This is a genomic window from Devosia sp. Z6_126 (assembly GCF_058133495.1).
Genome location: NZ_JBYUNO010000003.1, coordinates 345,060 through 369,127 on the forward strand (window position 1 = coordinate 345,060; position 24,068 = coordinate 369,127).

27 protein-coding genes are annotated in these 24,068 nt (G+C 61.8%); 9 read left to right on the top strand and 18 right to left on the bottom strand.

Annotated features, from left to right (window positions below; translation table 11 throughout):
* Positions 1–19 precede the first annotated feature (19 nt).
* From AC3YOG_RS13780 to AC3YOG_RS13790, 3 genes are all read right to left on the bottom strand, one after another.
* Complete coding sequence (locus tag AC3YOG_RS13780; RefSeq protein ID WP_489935480.1) at positions 20–847, bottom strand: carbohydrate ABC transporter permease; 828 nt, start codon at positions 845–847, stop codon at positions 20–22.
* The gene (locus AC3YOG_RS13785; RefSeq protein WP_172124017.1) at positions 844–1,743 is read right to left on the bottom strand and encodes a carbohydrate ABC transporter permease; all 900 of its coding nucleotides are present in this window, start codon (positions 1,741–1,743) and stop codon (positions 844–846) included. Before AC3YOG_RS13785 ends, AC3YOG_RS13780 begins: the two co-directional genes overlap by 4 nt.
* 82 nt (positions 1,744–1,825) lie before the next feature.
* A complete protein-coding gene (locus tag AC3YOG_RS13790) occupies positions 1,826–3,091 on the bottom strand; it encodes an ABC transporter substrate-binding protein (RefSeq protein WP_489935481.1) in 1,266 nt (421 codons plus the stop codon).
* A gap of 412 nt (positions 3,092–3,503) precedes the next feature.
* Here AC3YOG_RS13790 and AC3YOG_RS13795 point away from each other — a divergent pair, with 412 nt between their 5' ends.
* The 4 genes from AC3YOG_RS13795 (at position 3,504) to AC3YOG_RS13810 (ending at position 9,083) form a co-directional block, all read left to right on the top strand.
* Positions 3,504–5,804 carry a molybdopterin-dependent oxidoreductase gene (locus AC3YOG_RS13795; protein WP_489935482.1) on the top strand — a complete coding sequence of 767 codons (2,301 nt, stop codon included), beginning with the start codon at positions 3,504–3,506 and terminating at the stop codon, positions 5,802–5,804.
* 3 nt (positions 5,805–5,807) lie between these two features.
* Complete coding sequence (locus AC3YOG_RS13800; protein WP_127753863.1) at positions 5,808–6,566, top strand: hydroxypyruvate isomerase family protein; 759 nt, start codon at positions 5,808–5,810, stop codon at positions 6,564–6,566.
* 30 nt (positions 6,567–6,596) lie between these two features.
* The gene (locus AC3YOG_RS13805; protein WP_489935483.1) at positions 6,597–7,727 is read left to right on the top strand and encodes a M20/M25/M40 family metallo-hydrolase; all 1,131 of its coding nucleotides are present in this window, start codon (positions 6,597–6,599) and stop codon (positions 7,725–7,727) included.
* A gap of 174 nt (positions 7,728–7,901) precedes the next feature.
* A complete protein-coding gene (locus tag AC3YOG_RS13810) occupies positions 7,902–9,083 on the top strand; it encodes a GAF domain-containing sensor histidine kinase (protein ID WP_489935484.1) in 1,182 nt (393 codons plus the stop codon).
* A gap of 14 nt (positions 9,084–9,097) precedes the next feature.
* Here AC3YOG_RS13810 and AC3YOG_RS13815 read toward each other — a convergent pair whose 3' ends face one another.
* The 3 genes from AC3YOG_RS13815 to AC3YOG_RS13825 form a co-directional block, all read right to left on the bottom strand.
* A complete protein-coding gene (locus AC3YOG_RS13815; RefSeq protein WP_489935485.1) occupies positions 9,098–9,871 on the bottom strand; it encodes an SDR family NAD(P)-dependent oxidoreductase in 774 nt (257 codons plus the stop codon).
* Positions 9,849–10,346, bottom strand: coding sequence for a 2,4'-dihydroxyacetophenone dioxygenase family protein (locus tag AC3YOG_RS13820; RefSeq protein WP_489935486.1), 498 nt, complete (start codon positions 10,344–10,346; stop codon positions 9,849–9,851). Before AC3YOG_RS13820 ends, AC3YOG_RS13815 begins: the two co-directional genes overlap by 23 nt.
* Before the next feature lie 78 nt (positions 10,347–10,424).
* Positions 10,425–11,576: an iron-containing alcohol dehydrogenase gene (locus AC3YOG_RS13825; RefSeq protein WP_489935487.1), complete on the bottom strand. Its 1,152-nt coding sequence runs from the start codon at positions 11,574–11,576 to the stop codon at positions 10,425–10,427.
* A 304-nt stretch (positions 11,577–11,880) separates the two neighbouring features.
* Here AC3YOG_RS13825 and AC3YOG_RS13830 point away from each other — a divergent pair, with 304 nt between their 5' ends.
* Positions 11,881–12,879, top strand: coding sequence for a Gfo/Idh/MocA family protein (locus AC3YOG_RS13830; RefSeq protein ID WP_489935488.1), 999 nt, complete (start codon positions 11,881–11,883; stop codon positions 12,877–12,879).
* A 52-nt stretch (positions 12,880–12,931) separates the two neighbouring features.
* On the opposite strand, the gene AC3YOG_RS13835 is transcribed toward AC3YOG_RS13830, so the two are convergent.
* The 7 genes from AC3YOG_RS13835 to AC3YOG_RS13865 form a co-directional block, all read right to left on the bottom strand.
* Entirely contained in the window at positions 12,932–13,306 is a 375-nt protein-coding gene (locus tag AC3YOG_RS13835) for a VOC family protein (protein WP_489935489.1), read from the bottom strand.
* Between the two features lie 46 nt (positions 13,307–13,352).
* A complete protein-coding gene (locus AC3YOG_RS13840) occupies positions 13,353–14,057 on the bottom strand; it encodes a helix-turn-helix transcriptional regulator (RefSeq protein ID WP_489935490.1) in 705 nt (234 codons plus the stop codon).
* An 87-nt stretch (positions 14,058–14,144) separates the two neighbouring features.
* The gene (locus AC3YOG_RS13845) at positions 14,145–15,071 is read right to left on the bottom strand and encodes an ABC transporter ATP-binding protein (RefSeq protein ID WP_489935491.1); all 927 of its coding nucleotides are present in this window, start codon (positions 15,069–15,071) and stop codon (positions 14,145–14,147) included.
* Positions 15,068–16,051, bottom strand: a complete 984-nt coding sequence (locus tag AC3YOG_RS13850) for an ABC transporter ATP-binding protein (protein ID WP_489935915.1) — start codon at positions 16,049–16,051, stop codon at positions 15,068–15,070. Before AC3YOG_RS13850 ends, AC3YOG_RS13845 begins: the two co-directional genes overlap by 4 nt.
* Positions 15,994–17,049 (bottom strand): ABC transporter substrate-binding protein, encoded by a 1,056-nt coding sequence (locus AC3YOG_RS13855; RefSeq protein WP_489935492.1) that lies wholly within the window; start codon positions 17,047–17,049, stop codon positions 15,994–15,996. The genes AC3YOG_RS13850 and AC3YOG_RS13855 overlap by 58 nt, the downstream gene beginning before the upstream one ends.
* Positions 17,050–17,069: 20 nt before the next feature.
* On the bottom strand, positions 17,070–18,590 hold the full coding sequence (gene arfA / locus AC3YOG_RS13860; RefSeq protein WP_489935493.1) for an arabinosylfuranosidase ArfA: 1,521 nt from the start codon (positions 18,588–18,590) through the stop codon (positions 17,070–17,072).
* A 95-nt stretch (positions 18,591–18,685) separates the two neighbouring features.
* Positions 18,686–19,609 carry an ArsR/SmtB family transcription factor gene (locus AC3YOG_RS13865; protein ID WP_489935494.1) on the bottom strand — a complete coding sequence of 308 codons (924 nt, stop codon included), beginning with the start codon at positions 19,607–19,609 and terminating at the stop codon, positions 18,686–18,688.
* 198 nt (positions 19,610–19,807) lie between these two features.
* On the opposite strand from AC3YOG_RS13865, the gene AC3YOG_RS13870 reads away from it, so the two are divergent.
* Together AC3YOG_RS13870 and AC3YOG_RS13875 are read left to right on the top strand one after the other, a co-directional pair.
* Entirely contained in the window at positions 19,808–19,948 is a 141-nt protein-coding gene (locus tag AC3YOG_RS13870; RefSeq protein ID WP_489935495.1) for a hypothetical protein, read from the top strand.
* 220 nt (positions 19,949–20,168) lie between these two features.
* On the top strand, positions 20,169–20,384 hold the full coding sequence (locus AC3YOG_RS13875) for a hypothetical protein (RefSeq protein WP_489935496.1): 216 nt from the start codon (positions 20,169–20,171) through the stop codon (positions 20,382–20,384).
* A 60-nt stretch (positions 20,385–20,444) separates the two neighbouring features.
* On the opposite strand, the gene AC3YOG_RS13880 is transcribed toward AC3YOG_RS13875, so the two are convergent.
* From AC3YOG_RS13880 to AC3YOG_RS13890, 3 genes are read right to left on the bottom strand one after another with little or no spacing between them, the layout of a single operon-like run.
* Positions 20,445–20,810, bottom strand: coding sequence for a hypothetical protein (locus AC3YOG_RS13880; protein ID WP_489935497.1), 366 nt, complete (start codon positions 20,808–20,810; stop codon positions 20,445–20,447).
* A complete protein-coding gene (locus AC3YOG_RS13885; RefSeq protein ID WP_489935498.1) occupies positions 20,807–21,610 on the bottom strand; it encodes an ORF6N domain-containing protein in 804 nt (267 codons plus the stop codon). The genes AC3YOG_RS13880 and AC3YOG_RS13885 overlap by 4 nt, the downstream gene beginning before the upstream one ends.
* Before the next feature lie 46 nt (positions 21,611–21,656).
* Positions 21,657–21,881, bottom strand: a complete 225-nt coding sequence (locus tag AC3YOG_RS13890) for an Arc family DNA-binding protein (RefSeq protein ID WP_489935499.1) — start codon at positions 21,879–21,881, stop codon at positions 21,657–21,659.
* A gap of 120 nt (positions 21,882–22,001) precedes the next feature.
* On the opposite strand from AC3YOG_RS13890, the gene AC3YOG_RS13895 reads away from it, so the two are divergent.
* Positions 22,002–22,580, top strand: coding sequence for an Arc family DNA-binding protein (locus tag AC3YOG_RS13895; protein ID WP_489935500.1), 579 nt, complete (start codon positions 22,002–22,004; stop codon positions 22,578–22,580).
* Between the two features lie 129 nt (positions 22,581–22,709).
* Here AC3YOG_RS13895 and AC3YOG_RS13900 read toward each other — a convergent pair whose 3' ends face one another.
* Both AC3YOG_RS13900 and AC3YOG_RS13905 read right to left on the bottom strand, forming a co-directional pair.
* Positions 22,710–23,162, bottom strand: a complete 453-nt coding sequence (locus tag AC3YOG_RS13900) for a hypothetical protein (RefSeq protein WP_489935501.1) — start codon at positions 23,160–23,162, stop codon at positions 22,710–22,712.
* Between the two features lie 40 nt (positions 23,163–23,202).
* Positions 23,203–23,640, bottom strand: a complete 438-nt coding sequence (locus tag AC3YOG_RS13905; protein ID WP_489935502.1) for a hypothetical protein — start codon at positions 23,638–23,640, stop codon at positions 23,203–23,205.
* 48 nt (positions 23,641–23,688) lie between these two features.
* On the opposite strand from AC3YOG_RS13905, the gene AC3YOG_RS13910 reads away from it, so the two are divergent.
* On the top strand, positions 23,689–23,988 hold the full coding sequence (locus tag AC3YOG_RS13910; protein WP_489935503.1) for a hypothetical protein: 300 nt from the start codon (positions 23,689–23,691) through the stop codon (positions 23,986–23,988).
* Positions 23,989–24,068: the final 80 nt, after the last annotated feature.

Sequence of the window (24,068 nt, forward strand, 5' to 3'; positions counted from 1 at the left end):
GCAGCCGGGGAATGGGTCATCATTTTGACGAGCCACCCAACAGGCCCCGCGTGAATGCCTTCTGGAACAGCAGGAATGCAATCATCATGGGAACGATCGAAATGATCGTCGCCGCCATCATCGGGCCGTCATCCACGTCGAGCCCGCCGATCATCGCATAAAGGCTGACCGGCGCCGGGCTGTTCTGCCCGCTGGTGAGGGTCAGCCCGAAGAACAGGTCGTTCCAGGCCGACCGGCTCTGCACGATGGCAATTGCCGCGAGGCCCGACACCGATGCGGGCAGCAGGATCTTGAAGAAGTACCCCGCCGGCCCGCAGCCATCGAGCTGCGCCGCCTCGAACATCGAGCGGGGCACCGTCGCAAAATAGTTGCGCATGAAAAACGTGACGAAGGGCAGACCATAGGCGGTGTGGACCAGCCACATCCCCGGAATGGTGTTGTAGAGCCCGAGCGAACGCATGATCATGAACAGCGGGATCTGCACCGCCTGATAGGGCACGAGCATCCCGGCGAGGATCAGCAGATAGACGACGCGCCCGCCCGGGATATTGACCTGCGATAGCGGATACGCCGCCAGCGAGCCCACAAACACCGACAGCACAACAGATGGGATGGTGATGAGGAAACTGTTCCACACCGAGCGCCCGATCCGCTCCCAGCCCTCGGCATAGTTCTGCCAATAGATTTCGCTCGGCAATTGCAGCGAATAGGGGATTTCGGCCGGGCTCTTGAGGCTCGCATTGAACGCCATCAAGAGCGGCGTCAGATACAGGATCGCCAGCACGACGAGGATGAAATAGCGCAGCCCGGTGGAAAACGCAGGGCGACGGACGGCAAAGGCGCTCATTCGCGCACCTCCTCGACCTGGGTGGACATGTAATAAACATAGGGCATCACCACGATGGCCGCGAGCACCAGCAGCAGCACCGCGATCGCCGCGCCCTGCCCCATCTGGAAGCGCGAGAACGAGGTCTCGTACATATCCACGGCCAGCACATAGCTCGATTCAAACGGCCCGCCCTGGGTCATCGACCAGACGATATCGAAGACGCGCATGGAATCGACGCCCGCAATCCCCAGCACCACGACGGTCGAGGGCAGCAGCAGCGGCAGCTTGATCTTGGTGAGGATCGTCCAGGGCGACGCCCCATCGATCCGCGCCGCCTCGATATATTCGGTGGGCAGGTTGCGCAGCCCGGCAAAGTAGATGAGGAAGGTGAACCCGCTCCACGCCCAAAGCGAGGCCGCCATGATCGAATAGGTCACGATCTGCGGGTCGCCGAGCCAGTTCTGGTTCCACTCCGACAGCCCCAGACTGTTAAGCACGGTCGAGAACAGTCCCGTCGTCGGCCGATACAGCCACCGCCAGGCCGACGCCACCGCCACGGTCGTGATGGTGAAGGGCAAAAAGAAGATGGTCCGGAAAATATAGGCGCCCTTGACGTCGCTATCGAGCAAGAGCGCGAGCCCCAGCCCCACGATCGTGGGCAGCACCAGGAAATAGATCAGCCACTGGAAATTGTTGAACAGCGCATGCATGGTGCGCGGCTGGTTGAGGATCTGCTGGAAGTTCGCCAGTCCAACCCATTGCCGCTCCACCGACATTCCGTCCCAGGAATGCAGCGACAGCCAGATCGTATCGATCACCGGGTAAATGAAGGCGGCGATAAACAACGCGATCGGACCCAGCAAGAACAGCGCATAAACCAGGTTGCGCCTGGCTCTGAAATCAAGTCCGCCCATGACTGGCCCCTTCCTGCATTCCCAACCCGGCACCCGCGCGCGCCGGACGATCGGCCCCCGCCGCAGCGGGGGCCTTGTGTCATCACCAGGCGTAGAACAGCTTCTGGCCCGCCATCGAGAGGCGCATCTGCTCGAGCATCTCAAGCGAAGTCTCGAGCCCTTCCGGCGTTGGATTGGCGGCGTATTTCTCGATCTCGGTGCCGATCGCCATGCGGTAATCCACCGGCAACAGGATCATGAGGCTGGGCAGTGCCATGGTGGCGAACCGCTCCGCTTCGCGCTTGCCGATCACGTCATAGATGTCGGTGGACACTTCCACATTGGGCGCGAGCGAACCCTTGGGCTGGTTGAACGCGGTTTGCGCTTCCACCGATACCACCGAGCGCACGAACTGCTTGCCCTGCTCCTGCAGGTCGCCCTTGAGCACCACCACCGTATCGGTCTGGAAGATCGACTGGTCCTCGGTGCCGGGCGCGACAAAGAAGTCGTAATCCTCGCCCGGCGTCCAGCCGCGGCCCTTCATATAGCCCGAAATCCAGTTGCCGGCCTGATACATGCCGATCTCGCCGCGCATCAGCTGGTCCGAGCTGTCAGCCCAGGCCGCCGCCGTCCAGTTGGGCGCATAATGCTCGGCATAATTCTCGCGGAAGATCTCGAAGGCTTCGCGCATTTCGGGACCGGTCCAGGAGAGCTCGCCCCGGGCGAACTGCCAATAGCCCTCTTCACCCACTACGCTCAGCAGCGGCGCATAGAAGTTGTAAAAGCTCCAGGGCCAGCCCGCCGAATTACCGAGGCACGCCACATTGTTGGCCTCGAGCGTTTCACAGACGGTGTTCCACTCTTCCCAGGTGGTGGGCGGGGTCAGGTTGAGCTTTTCGAACAGCGCCTTGTTGTAGAACACGTCATTGACGATGCTGAGCGAAATCGGCAGCGCGGTATGCACGCCACCAAAGGTGATGATGCGGCGCAGCCCCTCGGGGAAAATCTCGTCGCCCCGGATATCCTGCCACACATCTTCGATGTCGAGGATGCGGCCCGAATTGGCCACCTGGGTTAGGTCATAGCCCGAGTTGAACTGGTAGGCCATGGGCGGGGTGCCACCCATCAGCGACACCTGCACCTGCTGGCGCAAGCCCTGGGTATGGCCCGGGATCACCCGCTCGGTCACCGGGGCGTCCGGGTTCTGCTTGTTGATCTCGGCGATCATGGCTTTGACGCCATCATACTCGCCGCCAACGCCCATATAGTGCCAGAACTCGGGCACCTGCTGGGCCGAAGCGGGCGCGCTGCCGGCCGCGACCGACAGCGCGAGGAGGGATACGGCAAGAAACTTGGATCTGCTGGACATGGGTTAAACCTTTTGCTGGCCGGTCGTGACATCCAAAAACTGCGCACCCCATAATTTGTTGGAGTGTAGGATTATTGATTGACCGGCTAAGCGTGGCTGTCAATCGGGCCTGCTTGCTTTTAGTGCAATTTTTCTGCTGCTACAAAACTAGCCACCGCGAGAGGACCGGAGTCGGTATCGCGTGGAAACCGGCCGAAATGCCCGCTGATCCTGGTAAAAACCAGTAAATCTCGCCTCCATCGCGCGGCTCGATCCGGCGCGCCCGCGCCTGGACCCTCGCCTACCCTGTGGAAAATCCGTGCTGAAAAACCTCAAAGAACGGTTTGACATCTCCCCAAAATAGGTTTGATTATCAAAAGAAATAAACCTGAGGCGGCGGAACGCTGATCCGCATCAGCGCGGAGAGTACGGCATGGCCTATACCTCGACCCATTGGGGCGTGTACGAGGCAAAGAACACCGGCGGCACGGTGGAACTGACCCCGGCTCCCTGGGACCGCGACCCCTCCCCCCTCAGCCGCTCCCTCACCTCCGGCCGCGATGCGGCCGCCCGCATCCGCCGTCCCGCCATCCGCGCCGGCTTCCTCAAATCGGGCGCGGCTTCGCGCGAGGGCCGCGGGCGCGAACCCTTTGTGGAAGTGCCCTGGGACGAAGCCTTCGACATCACGGCGCACCACATCGCCCGCGTGCGCGAGCAATATGGCAATGAGAGTTTTTACGGCGGCTCCTATGGCTGGTCGAGCGCCGGCCGCTTCCACCACGCCCAAAGCCAGTTCAACCGCTTCTTTCGCCTCACCGGCGGCTATGTCGACAGCGTCGATAGCTATTCCCTCGCCGCCGCCCGCGTGATCCTGCCCCATGTGGTCGCGCCTTGGGGCGAGCTGTCCCAGGGCCATACCGATTGGAACAATCTGGCCGAGCATACCGACCTCTTCATCGCCTTCGGTGGCCTGCCCGCCAAGAACACCCAGGTCAATCCGGGTGGCGCGAGCGACCATGTGGTGCGCGAAGCGCTGCGCCGCATGGCGGCCGGCAAAACCCAGTTCGTCAATGTCAGCCCCAGCCGCTCCGACCTGACCGATGCCGAGGGCTGCGAATGGCTGCCGATCCGGCCTGGCTCCGACACTGCCCTGATGCTCGCGCTCGCCTATGTGCTGATCGCCGAAGACCTGCACGACCGGGCTTTCATCGAAAGCCACAGCGTCGGCTTCGAGCAGCTGCGCGATTACCTCTTTGGCGCCGCCGACAACCAGCACAAGACCCCCGCCTGGGCCGCCCCGCTCTGCGACATCCCTGCCGACATCATCACCGCGCTCGCCCGCCGCATGGCCAAGGGGCGCACCATGATCAATGTCGCCTGGTCGCTCCAGCGCGCCGAAAATGGTGAATTGCCCTATTGGATGGCCGTCAACCTTGCCGTGCTGCTGGGCCAGATCGGCCTGCCCGGCGGCGGCTTTGGCGTTGGCTATGCCTGCATGCAAAGCGTCGGCTCAGGCCGCTTCCCCTTTTCGGGCCCCCGCCTGCCCCAGGGCACCAACCCGGTCACCACCTTCATCCCCGTGGCCCGCGTCTCGGACATGCTGCTCAATCCCGGTGGGTCCTTCACCTATGATGGCGGCAGCTTCACCTATCCCGATATCAAGCTGGTTTACTGGTGCGGCGGCAACATCTTCCACCACCACCAGGACCTCAACAAGCTGATCGAGGCCTGGCGCCGCCCCGAAGTGACCATCATCAATGAGAGCTTCTGGACGCCGCACGCCAAGTTCTCCGATATCGTCTTGCCCGCCACGACGACGCTTGAGCGCAACGATATCGGCAGCGCCTCGCTCGACCGCTTCATGGTCGCCATGAAGCGCGTTGCCGATCCTGTCGGCGAAGCCAGGGACGACTACGATATCTTCAGCGGCATTGCCGAGCGCCTCGGCTTTGCCGAGCAACTGCGCGAAGGCCGCACCGCCGAGCAATGGCTCGAAGTGCTCTACGAGGAATGCCGCCCCCGCGCCGAGGTCTTCGGCATCACCCTGCCGCCCTTCGAGCAGTTCTGGGAAGAGGGGCTCTTTGATCTGCCCGCCCCCGAGCAGGATACGATCATGCTCGAAAGCTTCCGCAAGGATCCCGAGGATTTCCCCCTCAACACGCCCTCGGGCCTCATCGAGCTGACCTCGACCAAGATCGCGGGCTTCCACCTGCCCGATTTTCCGGGCACCCCGGAATGGCGTGAACCGCGCGAATGGCTTGGCGCCCCGCGCGCCCAGACCTATCCCCTCCATCTCCTCTCCAACCAGCCCAGCACACGCCTCCATAGCCAGTACGATCATGGCGTCGTCAGCCGCGAATCCAAGATCAACGGCCGCGAACCTCTCACCATGAACCTCGCCGATGCCACCACGCGCGGCCTTGCCCATGGTGATGTGGTGCGCGTCTTCAATGATCGCGGCGCTTTCCTTGCCGGTCTCGTCGTCAGCGACGCCATCCGCCCCGGCGTCGTCCAGATCGCCACCGGCGCCTGGTATGATCCGCTGGTTCCCGGCGAGATCGGCACCCTCGACAAGCATGGCAACCCCAATGCCGTCACCCAGGATATCGGCGCCTCGAGCTTGAGCCAGGGCTGCGCCGCCCAAAGCGCGCTGGTGCAGGTAGAGCGCTTTACGGGCGAGTTGCCGCCCATTACCGCTTTCCAGCCCCCGCAATTCGTCGCCAAGGAGCCTTAGCCCATGCGCTTTTCCGCCTGCCTCGAAATGCTGTTTGTTCCCGAAACCGCCGATTTCACCGCCCGCATCGCCCTGGCCCGGTCAGCCGGCTTTGATCTGGTGGAATTCTGGCGCTGGACCAACAAGGATCTCGATGCGGTGGAAGCGGCGCTGCGCAAGCATGGGGTTGCGCTCTCGGGCATCGTCGCCGAACCCATGATCCCGCTGACCGATCCCACGCGCCACGCCGAGTTTCTCCTCGGGCTCGAGGACAGCATCGCCACCGCCCAGCGCTTGGGCGCGCCGCTTCTCATTGCCCAGGCCGGCAACGAGATCGATAGCCTCACTCGGGCCGAACAGCACGACGCCATCGTCACTGTGCTACGCCGCGCCGCTCCCCTGCTGGAGCGCGCCAACATCATTCTGGCGCTCGAGCCGCTCAACACCTTGGTGGATCACGCCGGCTATTTCCTCCATTCCACGGTTGAAGGGCTCGATATCGTCGATGCCGTTGGCAGCCGCCATGTGCGCCTCCTCTATGACATCTACCATTCGGCCGTGATGGGCGAGAACATCGCCAGTGTGCTCGACGGCCGGCTCGATCGCATCGCTCACGTCCACCTCGCCGACGCCCCCGGCCGCAACGAGCCCGGCAGCGGCGAGATGGATTGGCAGGGCAAGCTCGATTGGCTGGGGCGCGCCGGCTACGATGGCCCCGTCGGCCTCGAGTTCCGCCCTACCGGTCCGACGGTCGACGCGCTCGAACTCGTGCTTTCCCGCTAACCCTCCCTCATCTCGGGCCCTTCTTTACCCATGGACTACACCACCCTCCCCCTCGACGCCGGAGCCATCCTTGCAGGCGTGCGCCCATGGGTCGAATGCGAAAGCCCCTCCTGGGATGCCGCCGCCGTCAATCGCATGATGGATCTGGCCGCCACGCACATGCAGAGCATGGGCGCGACCCTCGAGCGCTTCCCCGGCGACAAGGGCTTTGGCGATTGCCTTTATGCTGATTTCAATCCCGAGGATCCGCGCCCGGGCATCCTCCTGCTCGGCCATCTCGATACCGTCCATCCTATCGGCACCCTCGCCGGCCCGCTCAGCTGGCGCCAGGACGGCAACAAGGCCTATGGCCCCGGCCTTTACGACATGAAGAGCGGCAACTATCTCGCCCTCGAAGTGCTGCGCCTGCTGCGCGAAGGCGGCGCCAATTCCCACCTGCCCGTCCGCATGCTCCTCGTGTCGGACGAAGAATCGGGCAGCCCTTTCAGCCGCCCGCTGATCGAGCACATCGCCCGCGACCAGCGCTTTGTGCTCGTTGTTGAAGGCGGCGACACCAGCGGCAATCTCGCCGTCGGCCGCTATCCCGTCGCGCGCTTCCGCATCCGCACCTATGGCAAATCCAGCCACGCCCTGATCGAGCCCGGCATCGGCGTTTCTGCCCTCTCTGGCCTCGCCCGCATCGTGCCGCGCGTCGAAGCCCTGGCCCAGCCCGGCCGCTCGCTCACCGTCAACTATATCCAGGCCGGCCAGCACGTCGCCATCATCCCCACCGAAGGCACGATCGGCCTCGTCTCCACGGCCAAGACCCTCGACCTCCTAGAAGACGTCTACCACCAGCTCGTGCGCATCGTCGAAGAAGAGATGGGCGAGCGCGGCGAAGTCATCCGCTTCTCCAACCGCCCGCTCTGGACCCCGACCGCCGCCGACCACGCGCTTTGGCAGCAAGCCCGCACCCTCGCCGACCCGCTCGACCTTCCATTCGGTCACGACATGATGTTCGGCGGCTCGGACGGCAACATCACCGGCGCGCTGGGTGTCCCCACCCTCGATTGTCTCGGACCATTGGGAGCCGATGCGCACCAATTGACCGAGCACATCCTGCTCGATTCCGTTGTCCCGCGCGGCCGCCTGCTCGCCGGCCTGCTGCTCACCCTCCAATAGCAGTCTAGGGCCGTTCAGAACCCGTTCATCTTCATGGCGATAACGTGACCAGGAGCCCGTTCCCGCGACTCTCGACACCGGCAAGTTTCGCGCTAATATAGTCTTTGACCATGTTGCGACGACACGATCGACCGTCCTGCGACACCGTGTTGTCCGAACTTGCCGCGAGTAAACATGGCCTACGACTTCCAGCAAGACGTTGATGCTGTTCAGCGAATTGGCGCCGTCCCTACCATTCTCGACGTAGTCTGCCGCGCCACCGGCATGGGCTTCGCCGCTATCGCCCGGGTCACCGAAGATCGCTGGGTTGCTTGCGCCGTCATGGACAATATCGACTTCGGCCTGCCGCCGGGCGGCGAACTCAAAGTCGAAACCACGCTCTGCCATGAAATCCGCCAGCATCGGCGCGTCATCGCCATCGACAATGTTGCCGAAGATCCCGTCTATTCTTGCCACCACACGCCGCAGATCTATGGCCTCAAGAGCTATATCTCTGTGCCAATTACCATGCCCGACGGCCGCTTCTTCGGAACACTTTGCGCCATCCATCCTGAACCGGCTGAGGTGAACAACCCGCAGATAATCGGCACCCTCACCCTTTTTGCCGAACTGCTCGCCTATCACCTCGAAGCCGAAGACAAACTCGCCGCCGCCGAAACCCGCGCCACCGATCAGCAAGCCAACTCCGACCTGCGCGAACAATTCATCGCCGTGCTCGGCCACGACCTGCGCAACCCCCTCGCCGCCATCGACGGCGGCGCCAATATCCTGCTGCGCGAAGGCGCCTGGACCGAAAAAACCCCGGTCATCCTGCGCCTGATGAAGAACAGCGTCACGCGCATGAGTGGCCTCATCGACAACGTGCTGGATCTGGCGCGCAGCCGTCTAGGCGGCGGCATCGCCCTCAACCTTGATGCCGAAAGGCCGCTAAAACCTACGCTGGAACAAGTGGTTGACGAAATCCGCGCCGCCAATCCGGCGCGCCTGATTGACGCGGAGATCGACATTCCCCGCGCTATCAAGGTCGACCATCACCGCATCGCTCAGATGTTTTCCAACCTGCTCGGCAACGCGATTACCCACGGCGCCGACGACCAGCCGATCCACGTCCAGGTCAAGCTCGAAGACGAAGCCACCCTCGCGCTATCGGTCATCAACGCCAGCGAACCCATTCCTCCCGAGATGATGGAGCACCTGTTCAAGGCCTTCCACCGCGGCCAGGTGCGCAGCAATGCCGAGGGCCTCGGCTTGGGGCTCTACATCGCCGCCCAGATCGCCGAAGCCCATGGCGGCAAGATCGACGTCCATTCCGATGCAGAAGCCACCCGCTTCACTTTCCGCATGCCCCTGAACTAAGCCGATGCAGCCGCTCAACTAATCGAGTAGCCGCCATCGACCACTAACGTAGATCCAGTCACAAACCCCGCCACCGGGGAGCACAGATACAGCACAGCATTAGCCACTTCCTCGGGCCGGCCCCACCGCCCCATCGGCGTGCGCGCGAGGATCGGGTCCGAACGTGCAGGATCATCGCGCAGCGCCTGGGTCAGCGGCGTCGCGATCCAGCCCGGCGCCACCGCATTGACGCGGATGCCGTCCCTGGCAAAAGCAATCGCCAGCGATTTGGTCAGCTGATTGACGCCACCCTTGCTCGCCGCATAGCCCGGCACCAATCCCCCGCCGAAAAACGACAGCATGGAAGCAAGATTGACGATGCTCCCCTGCCCCGTCGCTTGGAGCAGCGGCCGCGCGGCCGAACACATTCGCATCGTGCCATTGAGATTGACGTCAAGCACCTGCTCGAACACCGCAGGATCCAGTTCCTCGCCCCGTCGGATCATGCCGGCGCAATTGACCAGGATATCGAGCGCCGGCAGCTTGCCCACGAGCTCTCCGACGGCCACGGCATCGCGCACATCGAGGATGCCCAGTTCCGCCCCGGCAAAATCCGCATCCCCGGCCAGCGCATCGATCTCGCGCTGCGCCACGCCGGTCGCCGTCACCGCCGCACCCGCCAGCAGGAAAGCCCGCGCCACCGCCGCCCCGATCCCGGACGTGCCTCCGGTCACCAGCACGCGCTTGCCCGCATACCACCCACGGGCCCAGTCGTAATTCACCGCCTCAGCGGACGAACTGATCGACATAGTCCGCCCCCAAGCCCACCTTTTCGTAATGGGCGCGGCACATATCGATCTTGGTGAACACGTCCTCGTAGCCGACATGCTGGTTGTTCTCGTCGAGATAAACCATCGAGCCGGTGATGTTAAAGAAGGTGATCATCTCCTCCACATCCTCGGGCACCAGCAGCGTGTGAATTTCGCCTGGCGGCTCGAACACATAAGAACCCGTCTCGGCCACCCAGTCATGCTCGCGATAATGCCAGCGGCCCTTGATCACATAGCCATGCACCGGATTGGGATGCAGGTGCCGCGACAGCACGCCCGAGCGGCGCACCCGCAACAGATTGCACCACTGTCCCACCAGCGTATTGAGCATCAGCGGCCGAAACCACACGCCTTGCGCCTGCGGCACCCAGACCCGCTCATCATCGGGCACCGCCTTGACCGCAATCTCGGGCGGCGCCAGGGGATGGGCTGAACCGTTCATGATGCTGTACATTGCTAGGCTTTTCCTCCAGGCAGGCGCGTTTGGCGCCCGCAAAAACTTGGGTGTTGTCTAGACCCGATCCCGGGGCCGTTAAGCGGATTGGGTGACTGCACCATCCGCCATGGCCGCTTCCAGAATGGCGCGGTAGTCCTCGGCCGACGCCTCCCGTGGATTGGTGGGATGGCTGTGATCGGCGAGTGCCCGCTCGATGACCCAATCAAACTGGTCACGGCGCAGGCCCATCTGCGCGAGCCCCGTCGGCAGACCAAATGAGCGATTTAGCGCCTCGAGGGTATCGGCAAGATCTTCATCTGGGCCGAGACCCATTGCCGCTTTGAGCCGCTCGAGCTTGTCGGCCACAGCAGGCGCGTTGAACCGGACCACGAGCGGCATCAGGATGGCATTCAGTGTGCCATGATGAAGTTTGAGATCCTTCAATCCGCCTAGAGCGTGGCTCAGTGAATGCACTGCCCCCAAGCCCTTCTGGAACGAGAGCCCGCCATGCAGCGCCCCAAGCATCACCTCGGTGCGCGCCCCGATATCTGCCCCATTGGCAAAGGCCAGCGGCAGATTTCGCCATACCCGCCCCGCCCCGTCGAGCGCGATGGCCTCGGCTGTTGGATTGAAGCGCGGAGAAAAGAACGTTTCGATGCAGTGGGACAATGCATCGAGCCCCGTCGCCGCCGTCAGGTAAGGCGGCAGCCCCAGCGTCAGCTCGGGGTCGCAAATGGCGCGGCGCGGGATCAGATGCGGGCTGATGATCCCGAGCTTGCGGCCATCCTCCAGCGTCAGCAGCGCCGCTCGGCCTACTTCCGCGCCGGTTCCGGCCGTCGTGGGAATAGCAATTGTCGGCGCCACTGCGGTGGTGATCCGCTCCAGCCCGCCATAAATCGCCGCATATTGCTCCAGACTACCTGGATGGGTCGCCAGCAGCGCAACACCTTTGGCGAGGTCGATGGGTGAACCGCCGCCCAGCGCCACCACGCCGTTGCAATTGCCGGTGCGGTACGCCACCAGCGCCGCATCGACTGCGCTTTCGGTGGGGTTGGGCGGCGTATCAAGAAACACTGCGCTCCCCTCGGGCAGCAAGCTCTCCACCCGCGCGAGCAGCCCGGACGCGGCGATACCGCGATCCGACACGAGCAGCGGCCGGGTGATCTTGAGATCGGCCAAGGCGGCTGGCAGCGAAGCCAGCTCCCCCACCCCGAAATCAATCGTCGTCAGATAAGCAATACGTGCCATGCTAGTGTCCTACTCTGCCGGCAGGGTCTTGCCCACGCATGCTCCTAACGGTGTCGCGCCAGCTCTGCCAAACCTTCATCCACAGTCCTCCCATGGCGACGTTGCGCCCTCTCGAACCGCTTGGCGGCCGAACCTCGCTAATGGTCGATCTCGAAGGCCTTTTGTCAACCACGCAGCGCCTGCTTCAACAGCGCTTGGCGGCGGCGCGGCCTGCCGCTATCACTGGCACCACGTTGCAGGCGCGACGAGCCGGTCGCAGCCCTCGCTTCGCGCCAGCCCGGAACCAAGGCCAAGGAGAGAGCCGTTGAAGAAGATTCGTTGGGGCATTTTGTCGACGGCTAATATCGGCATGGAAAAGGTGACGCCCGCCATCATGCGCTCGGCCCATTCGGAAGTGGTGGCCATCGCTTCGCGTGACCTCGGCAAGGCGCAGGCTGCCGCGGCAAAGCTGGGTATTCTCAAGGCTTATGGCTCTTACGAGGAGCTTTTTGCCGATCCCGACATCGACGCGATCTACAACCCGCTGCCCAATCACCTCCATGTCCCCATGACCCTGGCTGCCGCCCAGGCGGGCAAGCATGTGCTCTGCGAGAAGCCCATTGCTCTCTCGGCTGCCGAGGCCGAACAGCTGCGCCAGATTCCATCCGGCTGCATCGTGCTCGAGGCCTTCATGATCCGCTTTCATCCGCAATGGCTGCGGGCACGCGAGATCATCCGCTCGGGCGAACTGGGCGAGGTGCGCGCCATCAATGCGGTTTTCACCTACTTCAACGCCGACCCTGCCAATGTGCGCAACCAAGCCGATATCGGCGGCGGCGGCATCATGGATATCGGCTGCTATCCAGTCACGACCGGCCGCTTCCTGTTTGAGGCCGAACCCCAGCGGGTCGTGTCCCTCGTCGAGCGAGATCCGCAATTCGGCACCGACCGCCTGGCCAGCGTCCTGATGGATTTCGGCGGTGGCCGGCAGCTCAATTTCGTCTGTTCGACCCAGCTCACCGGCGAGCAGAGCGTTACGGTGCTGGGCACCAAGGCAAAGCTTGAAATCATCGTCCCCTACAACGCTCCCGCCAACGAGCGGACGGCAATCACGGTCGACACCGGCGCGCCATTTGATGGCTCCCTCGCCCGGCGTGAAATCCTGCCCGCCTGCGATCAATATACCGAACAGGCCGAAGCCTTCGCCCTTGCCGTGCTTGGCGAACAGCCCCTGCCCTGGGGAGTCGAGGACGCAATCAGCTCGATGAAAGTGCTCGATGCCATTTTTGTCAGCGAGAAATCGGGCGGCTGGGCCACGGTCTAACCCCTTGCCCTTGCTCTGGCGCCGCCCACCGGCGCCAGAACACGCTTACACCTCAGCTTGGCCTGGCAGCCGGCACAAACGGGCGGAGCAGGTGCCCATCGGGATCTTCGGCGACAAAGGTGAAGCCGAAGGGCAGCTCGACCGGCTCCTGCAGGACGGTCAGGCCCAGCGCCTGCCAGTGTCGGTAAGTGGCCAGCAAGTCCTCGCGGCTGCCTTCGGTAAAGGAGATCTCGCTGCCGCCGACCGGCTTGGGCGCCGGCTGGATCTGGTCCTTGGCCCAAAGCCCGATCTTCATGCCGTTGGGCAGCACGAACAAGGCAAATCCCGACCGGTTCTGCACCGGCGCGACGCCCAGCAGCTTCTGGTACAGCTCGGCGCTCGCTTCGGTATCGGCCACCGCCAGCAACAGATAATTCAACACACGCATCGTCTAGCTCCTTTTTAGCTGGAGCCAGACCTACGGCACCGGACTGTCAGTTTCCGGCAGGGTCGGGGTGGCGGATTCCTTCGCGCTCTCGCCACTGCTTGAGCAGCGCCGCGCGCCGCGCCGCGTATCGGTCGGGCAGCACGTCGAGCCGCGTGATCCGATCGAGCCGGAATGCCCGGAAATCCTGCCGCAGCTCGCACCACGCCAGCACCACCCGCACGTGCTCGAAGAACGCCACGGCGAAGGGCCAAACGACGCGCTCGGAGCCGGCGCCATCACCTTTGTCATAGGCAAGTGCGAGCTTGTTCTGGCCCCGAATAGCGGCACGGATCGCTCCCAGATCCACAATAGTGGGCACCACATCGCTGCGCGCGACGAGGAGGCTCGTCGCTTCCACAGCATCGCGGATGGTGTCAGGCAAGACGGCGCTGACTTTACTTAAAAGGCTCGCCGCCGCCGCGCTCAGCCTCGGATCCTCGCGACGCTGCTCCACCCAGCGCGAACCGAGCACCAGCGCTTCGATTTCCTCAGCCGAGAACATCAGCGGCGGCAGGGTAAAGCCGGGCCGCAGCACATAACCGAGCCCGGGCTCACCACGGATATCGGCCCCCTGCGCCTGCAGTGTCGCGATATCGCGATACAGAGTGCGGATCGAAATACGCAGATCCTGGGCCAACTGCTCACCCGCAACGGGGCTGCGCCGATTGCGCAGCAATTGCAGCAGATCAAGCAGGCGTTCGGTGCGGGACATCGGCATCCGGACTTGGGTTTAACAAGGCCCACTCCCTAGCATATCCCGCCCCGCGTGACAGCAGCACCGCGCCCCGGCTCCGCAGGGCTAACCCGCTACCAGTTCGGGGCTGCGCACCAGCCGCCCATCGGGACGCTCGAGCAACTTGCCCCTGTCGCTGAGAGCCTTCTGGCTTAGCTCCATTAAGTCCCGGGCCGGTTCGAGCTGCCCGTCACCCGCATCGGCGGGATCGAGCACCGAGGCCTTGAGCAGCCGTGAATAGGGATGCTCGGGTGCATCCAGCACCACTCGGGCTGGCCCCATTTCGACCACCATGCCCTTTTGCATGATGATCAGGCGGTCCGAAATATAATAGGCAGTGGCGAGGTCGTGGGTGATGTAGATCACCGACACCCGCAAGTCGTCCCGCAAGGAGCGCAGCAGGTTGACGATCGACATGCGCAGAGACGCGTCCACCATGCTGACGGGCTCGTCGGCGATCAGCAGCGCCGGATTGGGGATCAGCGCCCGCGCGATTGCCGCCCGCTGCAACTGTCCCCCGCTCAACTCATGGGGGAACCGGCCTCGCACTTCCGCAAGGCTCAGCCCGACCTTTTGCAGCGCCTCGTCCATAGCGGCATCGATCTCCCCACGCTGCCTCAACCCCAGGAACTGCCGCGCCGTGGACTCCAGGTAACGATCGACCCGCTTGAGCGGGTTAAACGCTTCGAACGGGTTTTGGAACACGGGCTGCACCTTGGCCATGAAGGCCTGCCGCTCGGCCCGGCTCACATGATGGCTGATCGTCTTGCCGCGAAAGCGGATTTCCCCGCTCGTGGGGGTTTCCAGCCCCAGGATCATGCGAGCCAGCGTGGTTTTGCCCGATCCGCTTTCCCCGATCACGGTAAAGATCTCGGGCGTGTCGAGCGCGAGCGAAAAACTGGCATCCTGAACCGCATCGACCATTTTGCGGCCAAACAGTCCGCCCATCGCATAGCGCTTGCTGACATGGCTGACGTCGAGAAGATCGCTCATGCCGGCTCCCTTAGCTTGACGGCTGGCGCGACGAGCGGCTCCACATCGCGCCAGCGCCAGCAAGCTGTGCGGTGGTCGGGCGCGACCGTTTCCAGGGGTGGCGCCTCCTGCCGGCATTTGTCCGCCGCCAAAGGACAGCGCGGATTGAACCGGCACCCAGACGGCGGCTCCGCCAAATTGGGCGGCCTCCCCTCGAGCGCTGGCCGCTGCACCGTGTCGCCGATGCGTGGCAGGCTTGCCACCAGATGGGCGGTATAGGGGTGCTTGGGTTGGAAGAACATCTCCCGGGTCGGCCCCTCTTCCACGAGCCGCCCGGCATAGATGATCCCGACACGATCAGCGACATTGGCATGAACGCTCATGTCATGCGTCACGAACACCACGGAAGAGCCCATCTCCTGCTGGATTTCCCGGATCAGCCCGAGCACTTCCTTTTGCACAACCACATCGAGTGCCGTGGTCGGCTCGTCGGCGATGATGAACTGCGGGTGGCACACTGTCGCCAACCCGATGGTAACCCGCTGGCGCATCCCGCCCGATAATTCATGTGGGTAAGCATTGAGCACCTCGGGCCCGAGCTTCAGGCGCCCCAGATGCGTCACCACCCGCTCGCGCAACTCGTCGCCCTTGAGGCCCAGCGGACGGGCGGCATAATCATCGAAGATCTTGCCGATCCGGCGCACTGGGTTAAGCACGCTCATCGAGCCCTGCATGATATAGGACAGATACCGCCAGCGGATCGCCTCAATCTGCGCCTTATCGGCACTCGCCACATCGACGGTGAGCCCATCGAAGTCATAGCGCACCACCCCCTCGATGATGCGCAGCGGCGGCCGGATCGCCGCCGCCAGCACCTTGATGAAGCTCGTCTTGCCCGAAGAGCTTTCCCCCGCAATGCCATAAACCTCGTTGCGGCGCACGCTCATGGTGATGTCGTCCACCGCCCGGACTTCCCAACCTGCACCCCATTCTGGTTCCAGTTCTGGGCGACCATGGTGCCGGCGCGATTGATCACGCCATCGGACGGGATCAGCAGGGTAAAGGCAAAGGGTTGCCCATCCGGCATCATCCACTGGTTGCCGTTGCGGGTGAACCCGGCCGCTTCCAGCAGCTCGGTTGCCGCCTGCACATCCTGCTTCCACCAGCCATAGCCAAAGGCGTTGCGGATGGCCCCCTCATCAGTCGGCACCTGGTCACCATATTGCGGGTGAACCATTTCAGCGATCTGCAAGCCGACATTGGGATCATAGGGCTGGATGGTGCGGCTGCCGGTATCGAGCTGATAATCGATCTGCCATTGCTGCATCGGCCCATGATAATCCTGCGGATGAGTGCCGGTGGGCGGAATGGCGATCGGCGACAGCGTTGCTGCGCCCCGATAGCTGGCCATGGAGATTGCCCGTGCGTCCAGCATTAGCGCCAGGGCCCAGCGCACGCGCTTGTCTTGGAACTTCTCGTTTTGCGTGTTGAAGATCACGCTGGGCAGCGTCGGGTCCGGATGAGCATAGGGGAAGCCCGGGAACCAGCCCTTGGCGTTCTCGTCCTCGGCGATGATGGAGAAGGTGCCTTCGGGCGAAAGATCGTGGATCATGTCGAGATTGCCGTTTCGCATCTCGATCAGCCGGTTATCGATATTGATATTGTTGCGGTACACGACGTGTTCGGGCGTGGGTTCGCCCACGAGGCCCAGCATTGTGTTCTGCCAATCCTCGCGCTTGTCCCAGATATACCAGGTGCCATTGGGATCAAAGCTGTTGAGGGTATAAGCACCTAGCGTTACAGGTGGGTTGAAGTCGAATTCGAGCACATTGTCGACTTGGCTGAACACATGCTCGGGCATGATCCAGGCCCCGTTCCAGCGCACTGAAAAGACAGAGTGGAAGCGCGAGTTGGGTGCTTTGAGCGTGAACTTGACGGTGTAGGGGTCAATCGCCTCGACTGTTTCCACCTGGGTGGAGAATGCGCCGCTCCACGCCATACATACCCGCAAACCTGATTCTAACCGCGAGCGACGCTGACCCGCACCATCTGATAGGAATGCGGCGGAAGGCTCACACTCAGCTTGTCCTCCCCCGCAACTGCGCCCTGCCCTTGTCTTGGGGCCACATTATCCGGGTTTGCTGCAGTGTTGACGGCGTTCAGATCGTCGTGGGTCATCACCTGGTGCTCGAGCACCCTTGCATCGCGGTAGCCTTGCAAAGACAGCTCGACGTCGAGTTCCTCTTCGCCATTGCGGTTGACGAGGAAGAAAGTGAGCGTGCCCTCGGCCTCGTTTTCCACCCCGGCCACATCGAGATAGGGGATTTCCCCAATCAGTTCGACTTCGTAGCTGGGGCAGCGCGCGACGAGGTTGAGCGCCCGGCCCCGTCCGAACATGGATGCGAAATACAGCGGATAATAGGTGGTCTGCTTCCAGGACCTGCCGCCCGGCTCAGTCATGATCGGAGCAATAACATTGACCAGTTGGGCAATGCAGGCGAGCTTGACCACGTCGGACTTGCGGATAAAGGTGTTGAGGCAACACCCGACCTGCAGCACATCCTCAAAATTATAGATGTCTTCCAGCAGCGCTGGCGCATGCGGCCAGCCATGCTTGCCGTCAAGGATCGCCCGGTCCTGCTTGCGCGAATGATACCAGACATTCCACTCATCAAACGCGATCGTCACCTGGCGCTTGCTGCGCTTCTTGGCCTTCACATAGTCGATCGTGGCGGCAACCGTGCTGATATAGGCCTCGAGCTTGACATTGTGCGCGAGGTAACCGGGCGTGTGCTTGTCGTAATTGGACGAATACATATGCAGCGAGATGTGGTCGACCGTTTCATAGGTGTGCTCCAACACCACCCGCTCCCACTCGGGATAGGTGGGCATGTTGGAGTGCGATGACCCGCAGGCGATGAGTTCGAGCGAACTGTCAAAAGCGCGCAGCGCCTTGGCGGTTTCACTGGCGAGGCGCCCATATTCGTCCGCTGTTTTGTGGCCGATCTGCCAAGGCCCGTCCATCTCATTGCCCAGGCACCACATCTTGACGTCCCAAGGGTCCGCCCGTCCGTTCTTCTTGCGCAGATCCCCCCAATAGCTGCCCGTAGGTCCGTTCACGTATTCAACGAAATTACGCGCTTCCTCGAGCCCGCGCGAACCCAGATTGACTGCCAGCATCATCTGGGTGCCAACCGTCTCGCACCAGTCGGCAAATTCGTGAATGCCGACCTGGTTACTCTCCGAAGTGTGCCAGGCCAAGTCCAGCCGGGTGGGTCGTTGCTCCCGAGGGCCGATCCCGTCCTCCCAGTTATAGGCGGAAACGAAGTTGCCCCCAGGATAGCGCACCATTGGCACATCGAGCGCCCGGACCAGCTCGGCCACATCGGCCCGCATGCCGTTCTTGTCAGCGGTTGGATGATCGGGCTCATAGATGCCCGAATAAATGGCCCGGCCAAGATGCTCGAGAAACGCTCCGTAGATTCGATTGTCGATCTCGGAAATCACATAGTCCCGGTTGGCAATAACGCTGGCGCGCACAACTCTCTCCCTCTTGTGCCGATTGTCTGATTTGTATCAGAACTTTCGGTTACTAGAGCCAAGAAGCGGTCCCGCGTCAACCGGGAAGCGGCGCGTTAGCGCAAAATCAACCGCAGCACTATGTCCTGGTCATAATTGCCAAAGCCGCGCCCGAAGATATTCATACCACCGGGATGATGGGCGCTTTCCTCGACGCCAATCCGCACGCGAATGGAATGGTGCGAAGTCAGGTCGAGGTCATCCAGCGTTACTGGCGAGATCCGCACCCCATCGACAAACGTGCCTTCCGCGGAGGTTCGCCAGGTCTTGAGCTTGCCGTATTGGCTGCCCTTGAGCTTCCACCATTGCGGCGTATAAACCCCGCGCTTGTCGCCGAAATCGCCAGGACTGGTCCAGGTGCCCACTGCCTTGCCGTTAAGCGTTAGCGTAATGTCGGAGGGCCAATCGGCCGACGTGCCTGGCACTTCCGAGGACAGCTCAAGCGAAATCTCGATCGCTTCAACTTCTCCTCGCGTCAGCTTGGAATTGTTGGGGAACTGGTATTCCACATGCCCGCGCGTCAGCCACAACAGCCCCGCTTTCATCCGGTCTGGATCAAGAAATGTATCGGGTACATCGAGGAGCCCGATCACCCCCTCGCTTGAGCAAATTCCACAAGGCGCGGTCACCTCGAACCCCGTATAAAGCCCTAGCGGCATGGATACTTCGATGGTCTTGTCACTGATCTGCGCCGACGGTTCCTTGAAGCGGATCAGCACTTCCTCAAAGGTCGAGCGGCAAATCTTCTGACTGCCCTTGCGCGCCTTTTGCGCCTCGGTGGCGATCAACCCCGCTTCCTCGAGGATCTGCACATTGGTCGACACCGTTGATTGCGGCAGCTCCAGCCGCGCCGCAATTTCGTTGACGTTGAGCGCCCCCCCTTGCAGGATCTTGAGGATCTGCGCCCGCACCGGCGAAGCCAGCCCCCGGATCACGGCCATATCCTCCTGGGGATCAACGACGAGGAAATTTCCGGCCATGGCAGGCGCTCACTGTGGCAACGATATCAAGAATGTTGATATAGCCAAGCCGCGCCAACCGTAAAGCCCAATCCTTCTCGCGCCCCCCTCTAGCGCGTCGCCCAAAGCAGCCCTCGCCGCAGGATTTCGCGTACCGACACCGCCAGCTCATCGGCGGTGTGCCCCAGCGGCGAATAGAATATTCTACCCCGGTCGCGCGTGGATCGTGAAGCAATCGGCCGGGGGGCGGTGCGGCTTCTGGTGCATCATATGGACGGCGAGCGCGCCGTGCAGCAACTCGAAATCGGCGTGACCATGGTGGAAGGCGAAACCATCTTCCCCCTCCTGGCCGGCAAGTGATGGGCCCGGCACACCATCCGGACAGAAGGCAACAAAAAACCCCCGGTTGCCCGGGGGTTTTGATTGGTAGCGAAGCCCAGATTTGAACTGGGGACACACGGATTATGATACCGAGCTTAACCGTATTGCCGCCGCGGCTTAGGGTGTCTAGAGGCAATAAGAAGCCCGTTGAAATCAAAGGACAAATAGCATCTTCGTCTAGAAAACAGGAGCGTCTGGAATGACAAAGTTCACCGCCGCCGACGTAACTAGGGCCATCAAAGGGGCCACCGCCGCTGGCCTTAAGATCTCGCGGGTTGAGATTGGGCCGGACGGCACCATAGCCGTCTGCAGTGACGAAGAGGCAGGCGCAACCAAGACCAAGCTCACTCCCCTTCAGCGGTGGCAGGCTCAAGAGCGTGCGATAGAGATTGCCAAACCCAAAGGCTACTTCTGACGCAAAACCCCGACTTTTCAGCCGGGGCTTCGTGCTCCGATATCGGCTGGGCGATATCGCTTATGCGGCTTGAGCTTGCTGCTGCAGCGCCATCTGGATCAGCTCAGCTACGGGAGTGCCGGACGCGCCGTAGTCCGCCTCATACCGGATGATCAGCCGGATGCGTCGGTCATCGTCGTCTGGATCCTGGAAGCGAATGACGCGGAGGCTGTTCACCACGTCATCGATCGCGTTGGCGCACCACTCCTCCCCTACCCGCACGATCAGGTCAGCACCGCGATGGTACTCGCCCTGCTTTGAGTTTAAGGAGCGCGGCTGGTTCTGGAGCCACACGGCGGCGTCGTTGAGGTGGCGGATACCATCGAAGGCGAGCTCATAGTCGAGGATCGTCCAGCCGGCCATGTAGAGGGTGGGGAGCACTGTCACTTGCCACCCCCAGCAATTCTGGCGCGCAAGATGTCGACGATGCTCCTTGGCCAAAGCAGCTGCTGGATCATGCGACCGCCTTGCCGCTTGCCAGTGTCCATCATCCGCGCACCAGCCGCCAGACCTTTGTCGGTCGGCTCGTAGTGAAGATCGTTCTTGGCATCGCGGAAAGGTGTTTGAAAACCGATGCTGATCAGATCCTTGTTCACAGTCTGAGCACTGCGGCCGTCGATCTGCTCGCCGATGGTTTTGGGATTGATCATCACCTCATCAGTCGGTGCCGGAAGGTGGATGCGTCCGACAATTTCCAGCGGGTCCGTTCCGGTCTCGCGCTTGGTGGCCAGTGCGGCCGACAAGACGGCCGCATTGTCCTTCAAACCGGCAAGCTTGGCGATGCGCGCCGTGATGCCGAACACCTGCTCGACCTCCCGCAGCTGCGCGCTGCGCTTCGCGGGTGCCTGGCTAGCCTTTACGGCGAAGTAGGTGTCCTCGAGCTGCTCGAAGATTTCCCAGGCTGTGTCCGTGTCCAGGATCTTGGCATGCCGGGCAACGCCGCGCTCTGTCCACAGGAGAAGGCTCCGGGCCTGCTTGCCCACAGACCCGATAAAATCGGGTCTGTTCTTCAGAGTGCGGAGATCTTCGCCTTCTACCTTATAGAAGTGAACCCCTTCGGCGAACCGGGCGGCATTGTTGGCGAAGTTGTCCGATATCTGCTTGATCCCGGCGCCGAAGCTGGTGGCCATTAGCTCTGTGGTCATCACCGGCTTGCCCTTGAAGGCGACAGGGTTGTCGATCGGCACGTTCCCGATCTGTGCAGGTGGATTTCCTTCAAGGGGAGCGCTATAGTTAGGCATCATTGCCTCCGTGCTTTTCCGTGGGGTGGTTTTGATCATGGCTCGGCGGGATGGCAGTCCCGGCCGGGCTTTTCTCATTCTGGAAGTCGCGCTCGAGGCGAAATACCGCCTCGGCGTTCATCGTGCGGCGATTGACGCTTGCCGCTTGCCTAATCTTGTCGCGCAACCCGGCGGGCAGGCGAAGGTTCATTTTGTCGGTCGCTGTCTGGGCAGTCACTCCGTTGACCTCTATTTAACCATGGCTTTTAGCCACGATTGCACCATGGCTTAAAGCCATCTATCGGTCAAACGATTACTGCTGGCTATCAGCCACTATCCACAACCTGGTGATTTCGAGATGGCGCGTGAACCCCTTCAGCCTCAGGATAAGTACGTTCTGCGTATGCCAGACGGCATGAGAGACCGACTGAAGACCGCTGCTGCTGAGAACAATCGGTCGATGAACGCAGAGATCGTGGCGCGACTGGAAGAGAGTTTCACCGATCAAAGCTCAGCCCTGCTTGAGGCCGCACAGGTAGCTGAGTCGCTTAGGGCTAATTTGACGGAGAGGCTCGCCTCTATCGACAAAGCACAGGAGCTCTTCGACCTACGGATGAGGCGCTTAGCAGAACGAGAAGCCGCCCTGGACGAACGGGAAGCTGGACTGAGCCGAGGCCTTGATCATCTGAGAGAGACGCTCGAACAGGAATTCGAAGATCGCCGCAAGAAACAGGACAGGACTTACAAGGCATTAATGAATGAAGCCAAGGAGCGCTTCGAGCGGGCAGATGAATACGCTGCCTTTACGATCGCTCGCGAGCGGCAGTTCATCGAGACAATCAAGGCCCTCACTGGTAAAGAGCCACCAGCGGTAGAGCCGATAAGCAAGGCCGCTCGCCGTGGCTTAAACGACGATGAGGGCAAGGACAAAGACTAGCAGATCAATGCTGGCCCTTGATCTGGCGAGCTCCAAATGGCTCGCCGCACTTCTGGCAGTAGATCACCGATGACTGATTTCGCGTTGGATGCGCATTTTGCTTCTACTGCGCGATCACCTGGATGTTGATCAGGTTAGGTCGGCGGACTGGTTATTGAAGCTGCCACGGCCCAATCTAAAGCTCACTCGGGTGACCTCAGCCCTGAGCTTCACCATGGGCGGAGCGAACAGTATCAGCTCGTTGATCCGCCCCGCTGTCACTCTCGCCTCTAGCATCACCACTGCCGGTACTGGCACAAACACGGCCGCATTGATCCAACCTTTAGAACGGTAAATGGCCCCTATTGGAGTGATAGGCTGCCCGTCGTGTCCTTTGGTTAGATCGAACCTTGCGCCGTAGACGGTGACCGATGCGCCCTTCAGTTTCTTGAGCTTCGGGGTGAGTAGCTCTCCTTCAATTTCGAGACGGTAATCCTCTTCATGCTTGAAGTCCCCCCGCATCTGAGCAAAGGAGCCGAAGGAATATCCAAGCACGCATGAGGCAGGCCGGAACACGTAAGAAATGGTCGGGTCAAGTCCCATGCATCAAGCTCCCAAAGTCGGCCAACAAGCGAGCAGTTGATTACCGAAGGTCGGGTTTCTTCTTCGGCCGGGCCTTGGCAGCCTTCTTGGCGTTCATCGCTTTGCGTACCTCAAGCAGGTCGGCGTAGGTGCGACCGCTGAGCCTCCGGTTGTAAGCGGACTGCTCGCGAGCTATTGCGAACATCTGGGTGTCAATTTGGCTAGGCTCTGCCGCGCGCAACAATATCCACCAGCAATTGTCCCCCTTGAATTCCCCGATGAAATACCTTGCCACGACTTCGTAATGCTCCTCAGGATCCGGCCTCTCCGGATCCCAGAGCGTAGTGAAGAAGTCGCCAACTGCCGGGAGCTCGCCCCCAAAGATTTCTGGTTTCCAGTTGTCATGGTGAGTGACTTTTCCCTTGGCGTCGATGACAGCCATACGGAAGCCATACTGGGAAAACTCAATGGCCTCGGAGTACTGATCTTCGTCCGACATCACGCCACCTCTGCAGCGACAACTTCGCCATCAATGTAAGGCCATCTCATGCCGAAGTCTCCAGCGCGCTTTACCCAAAGTGACGTAACCAAGCTGCTCAAGGCGGCGAGAGGGACAGGCTTTGCCTGCGTCACCATCGATGTGCTTGGTTCCGGAGGGTTGCGGGCGGTCTATTCGGCGGAGCCATCGAAGCCGGTTTTTAATGAATGGGACGCTGTCTTTGGGGAGCAGCCGTCGGCCCTTCAGGCGAGGAGGGATAAACTATCGCAAGAGCACGTTGCAGCAAAGCAGTCGGGCAAACAAGATGGTCCATGGTCCACTAGGCCGTCGGATGCGCTGAAAAAATAGCACGGGCGGCAACGGCCGGGGGTGGGGCGTTGCCATCGCAGCTGCTTTTGTATCATGTGCCCAAACATGGATCGGCAGGG

Coding starts and splice junctions, on each gene's coding strand:
- AC3YOG_RS13865 (WP_489935494.1), bottom strand. CDS start 19,609: ATGGCCGGAAATTTCCTCGTCGTTGATCCCCAGGAGGATATGGCCGTG.
- AC3YOG_RS13780 (WP_489935480.1), bottom strand. CDS start 847: ATGAGCGCCTTTGCCGTCCGTCGCCCTGCGTTTTCCACCGGGCTGCGC.
- AC3YOG_RS13810 (WP_489935484.1), top strand. CDS start 7,902: ATGGCCTACGACTTCCAGCAAGACGTTGATGCTGTTCAGCGAATTGGC.
- AC3YOG_RS13835 (WP_489935489.1), bottom strand. CDS start 13,306: ATGCGTGTGTTGAATTATCTGTTGCTGGCGGTGGCCGATACCGAAGCG.
- AC3YOG_RS13875 (WP_489935496.1), top strand. CDS start 20,169: ATGACAAAGTTCACCGCCGCCGACGTAACTAGGGCCATCAAAGGGGCC.
- AC3YOG_RS13820 (WP_489935486.1), bottom strand. CDS start 10,346: ATGTACAGCATCATGAACGGTTCAGCCCATCCCCTGGCGCCGCCCGAG.
- AC3YOG_RS13905 (WP_489935502.1), bottom strand. CDS start 23,640: ATGTCGGACGAAGATCAGTACTCCGAGGCCATTGAGTTTTCCCAGTAT.
- AC3YOG_RS13800 (WP_127753863.1), top strand. CDS start 5,808: ATGCGCTTTTCCGCCTGCCTCGAAATGCTGTTTGTTCCCGAAACCGCC.
- AC3YOG_RS13855 (WP_489935492.1), bottom strand. CDS start 17,049: ATGGCGTGGAGCGGCGCATTCTCCACCCAGGTGGAAACAGTCGAGGCG.
- AC3YOG_RS13900 (WP_489935501.1), bottom strand. CDS start 23,162: ATGGGACTTGACCCGACCATTTCTTACGTGTTCCGGCCTGCCTCATGC.
- AC3YOG_RS13910 (WP_489935503.1), top strand. CDS start 23,689: ATGCCGAAGTCTCCAGCGCGCTTTACCCAAAGTGACGTAACCAAGCTG.
- AC3YOG_RS13895 (WP_489935500.1), top strand. CDS start 22,002: ATGGCGCGTGAACCCCTTCAGCCTCAGGATAAGTACGTTCTGCGTATG.
- AC3YOG_RS13845 (WP_489935491.1), bottom strand. CDS start 15,071: ATGAGCGATCTTCTCGACGTCAGCCATGTCAGCAAGCGCTATGCGATG.
- AC3YOG_RS13785 (WP_172124017.1), bottom strand. CDS start 1,743: ATGGGCGGACTTGATTTCAGAGCCAGGCGCAACCTGGTTTATGCGCTG.
- AC3YOG_RS13790 (WP_489935481.1), bottom strand. CDS start 3,091: ATGTCCAGCAGATCCAAGTTTCTTGCCGTATCCCTCCTCGCGCTGTCG.
- AC3YOG_RS13815 (WP_489935485.1), bottom strand. CDS start 9,871: ATGTCGATCAGTTCGTCCGCTGAGGCGGTGAATTACGACTGGGCCCGT.
- AC3YOG_RS13840 (WP_489935490.1), bottom strand. CDS start 14,057: ATGTCCCGCACCGAACGCCTGCTTGATCTGCTGCAATTGCTGCGCAAT.
- AC3YOG_RS13825 (WP_489935487.1), bottom strand. CDS start 11,576: ATGGCACGTATTGCTTATCTGACGACGATTGATTTCGGGGTGGGGGAG.
- AC3YOG_RS13795 (WP_489935482.1), top strand. CDS start 3,504: ATGGCCTATACCTCGACCCATTGGGGCGTGTACGAGGCAAAGAACACC.
- AC3YOG_RS13805 (WP_489935483.1), top strand. CDS start 6,597: ATGGACTACACCACCCTCCCCCTCGACGCCGGAGCCATCCTTGCAGGC.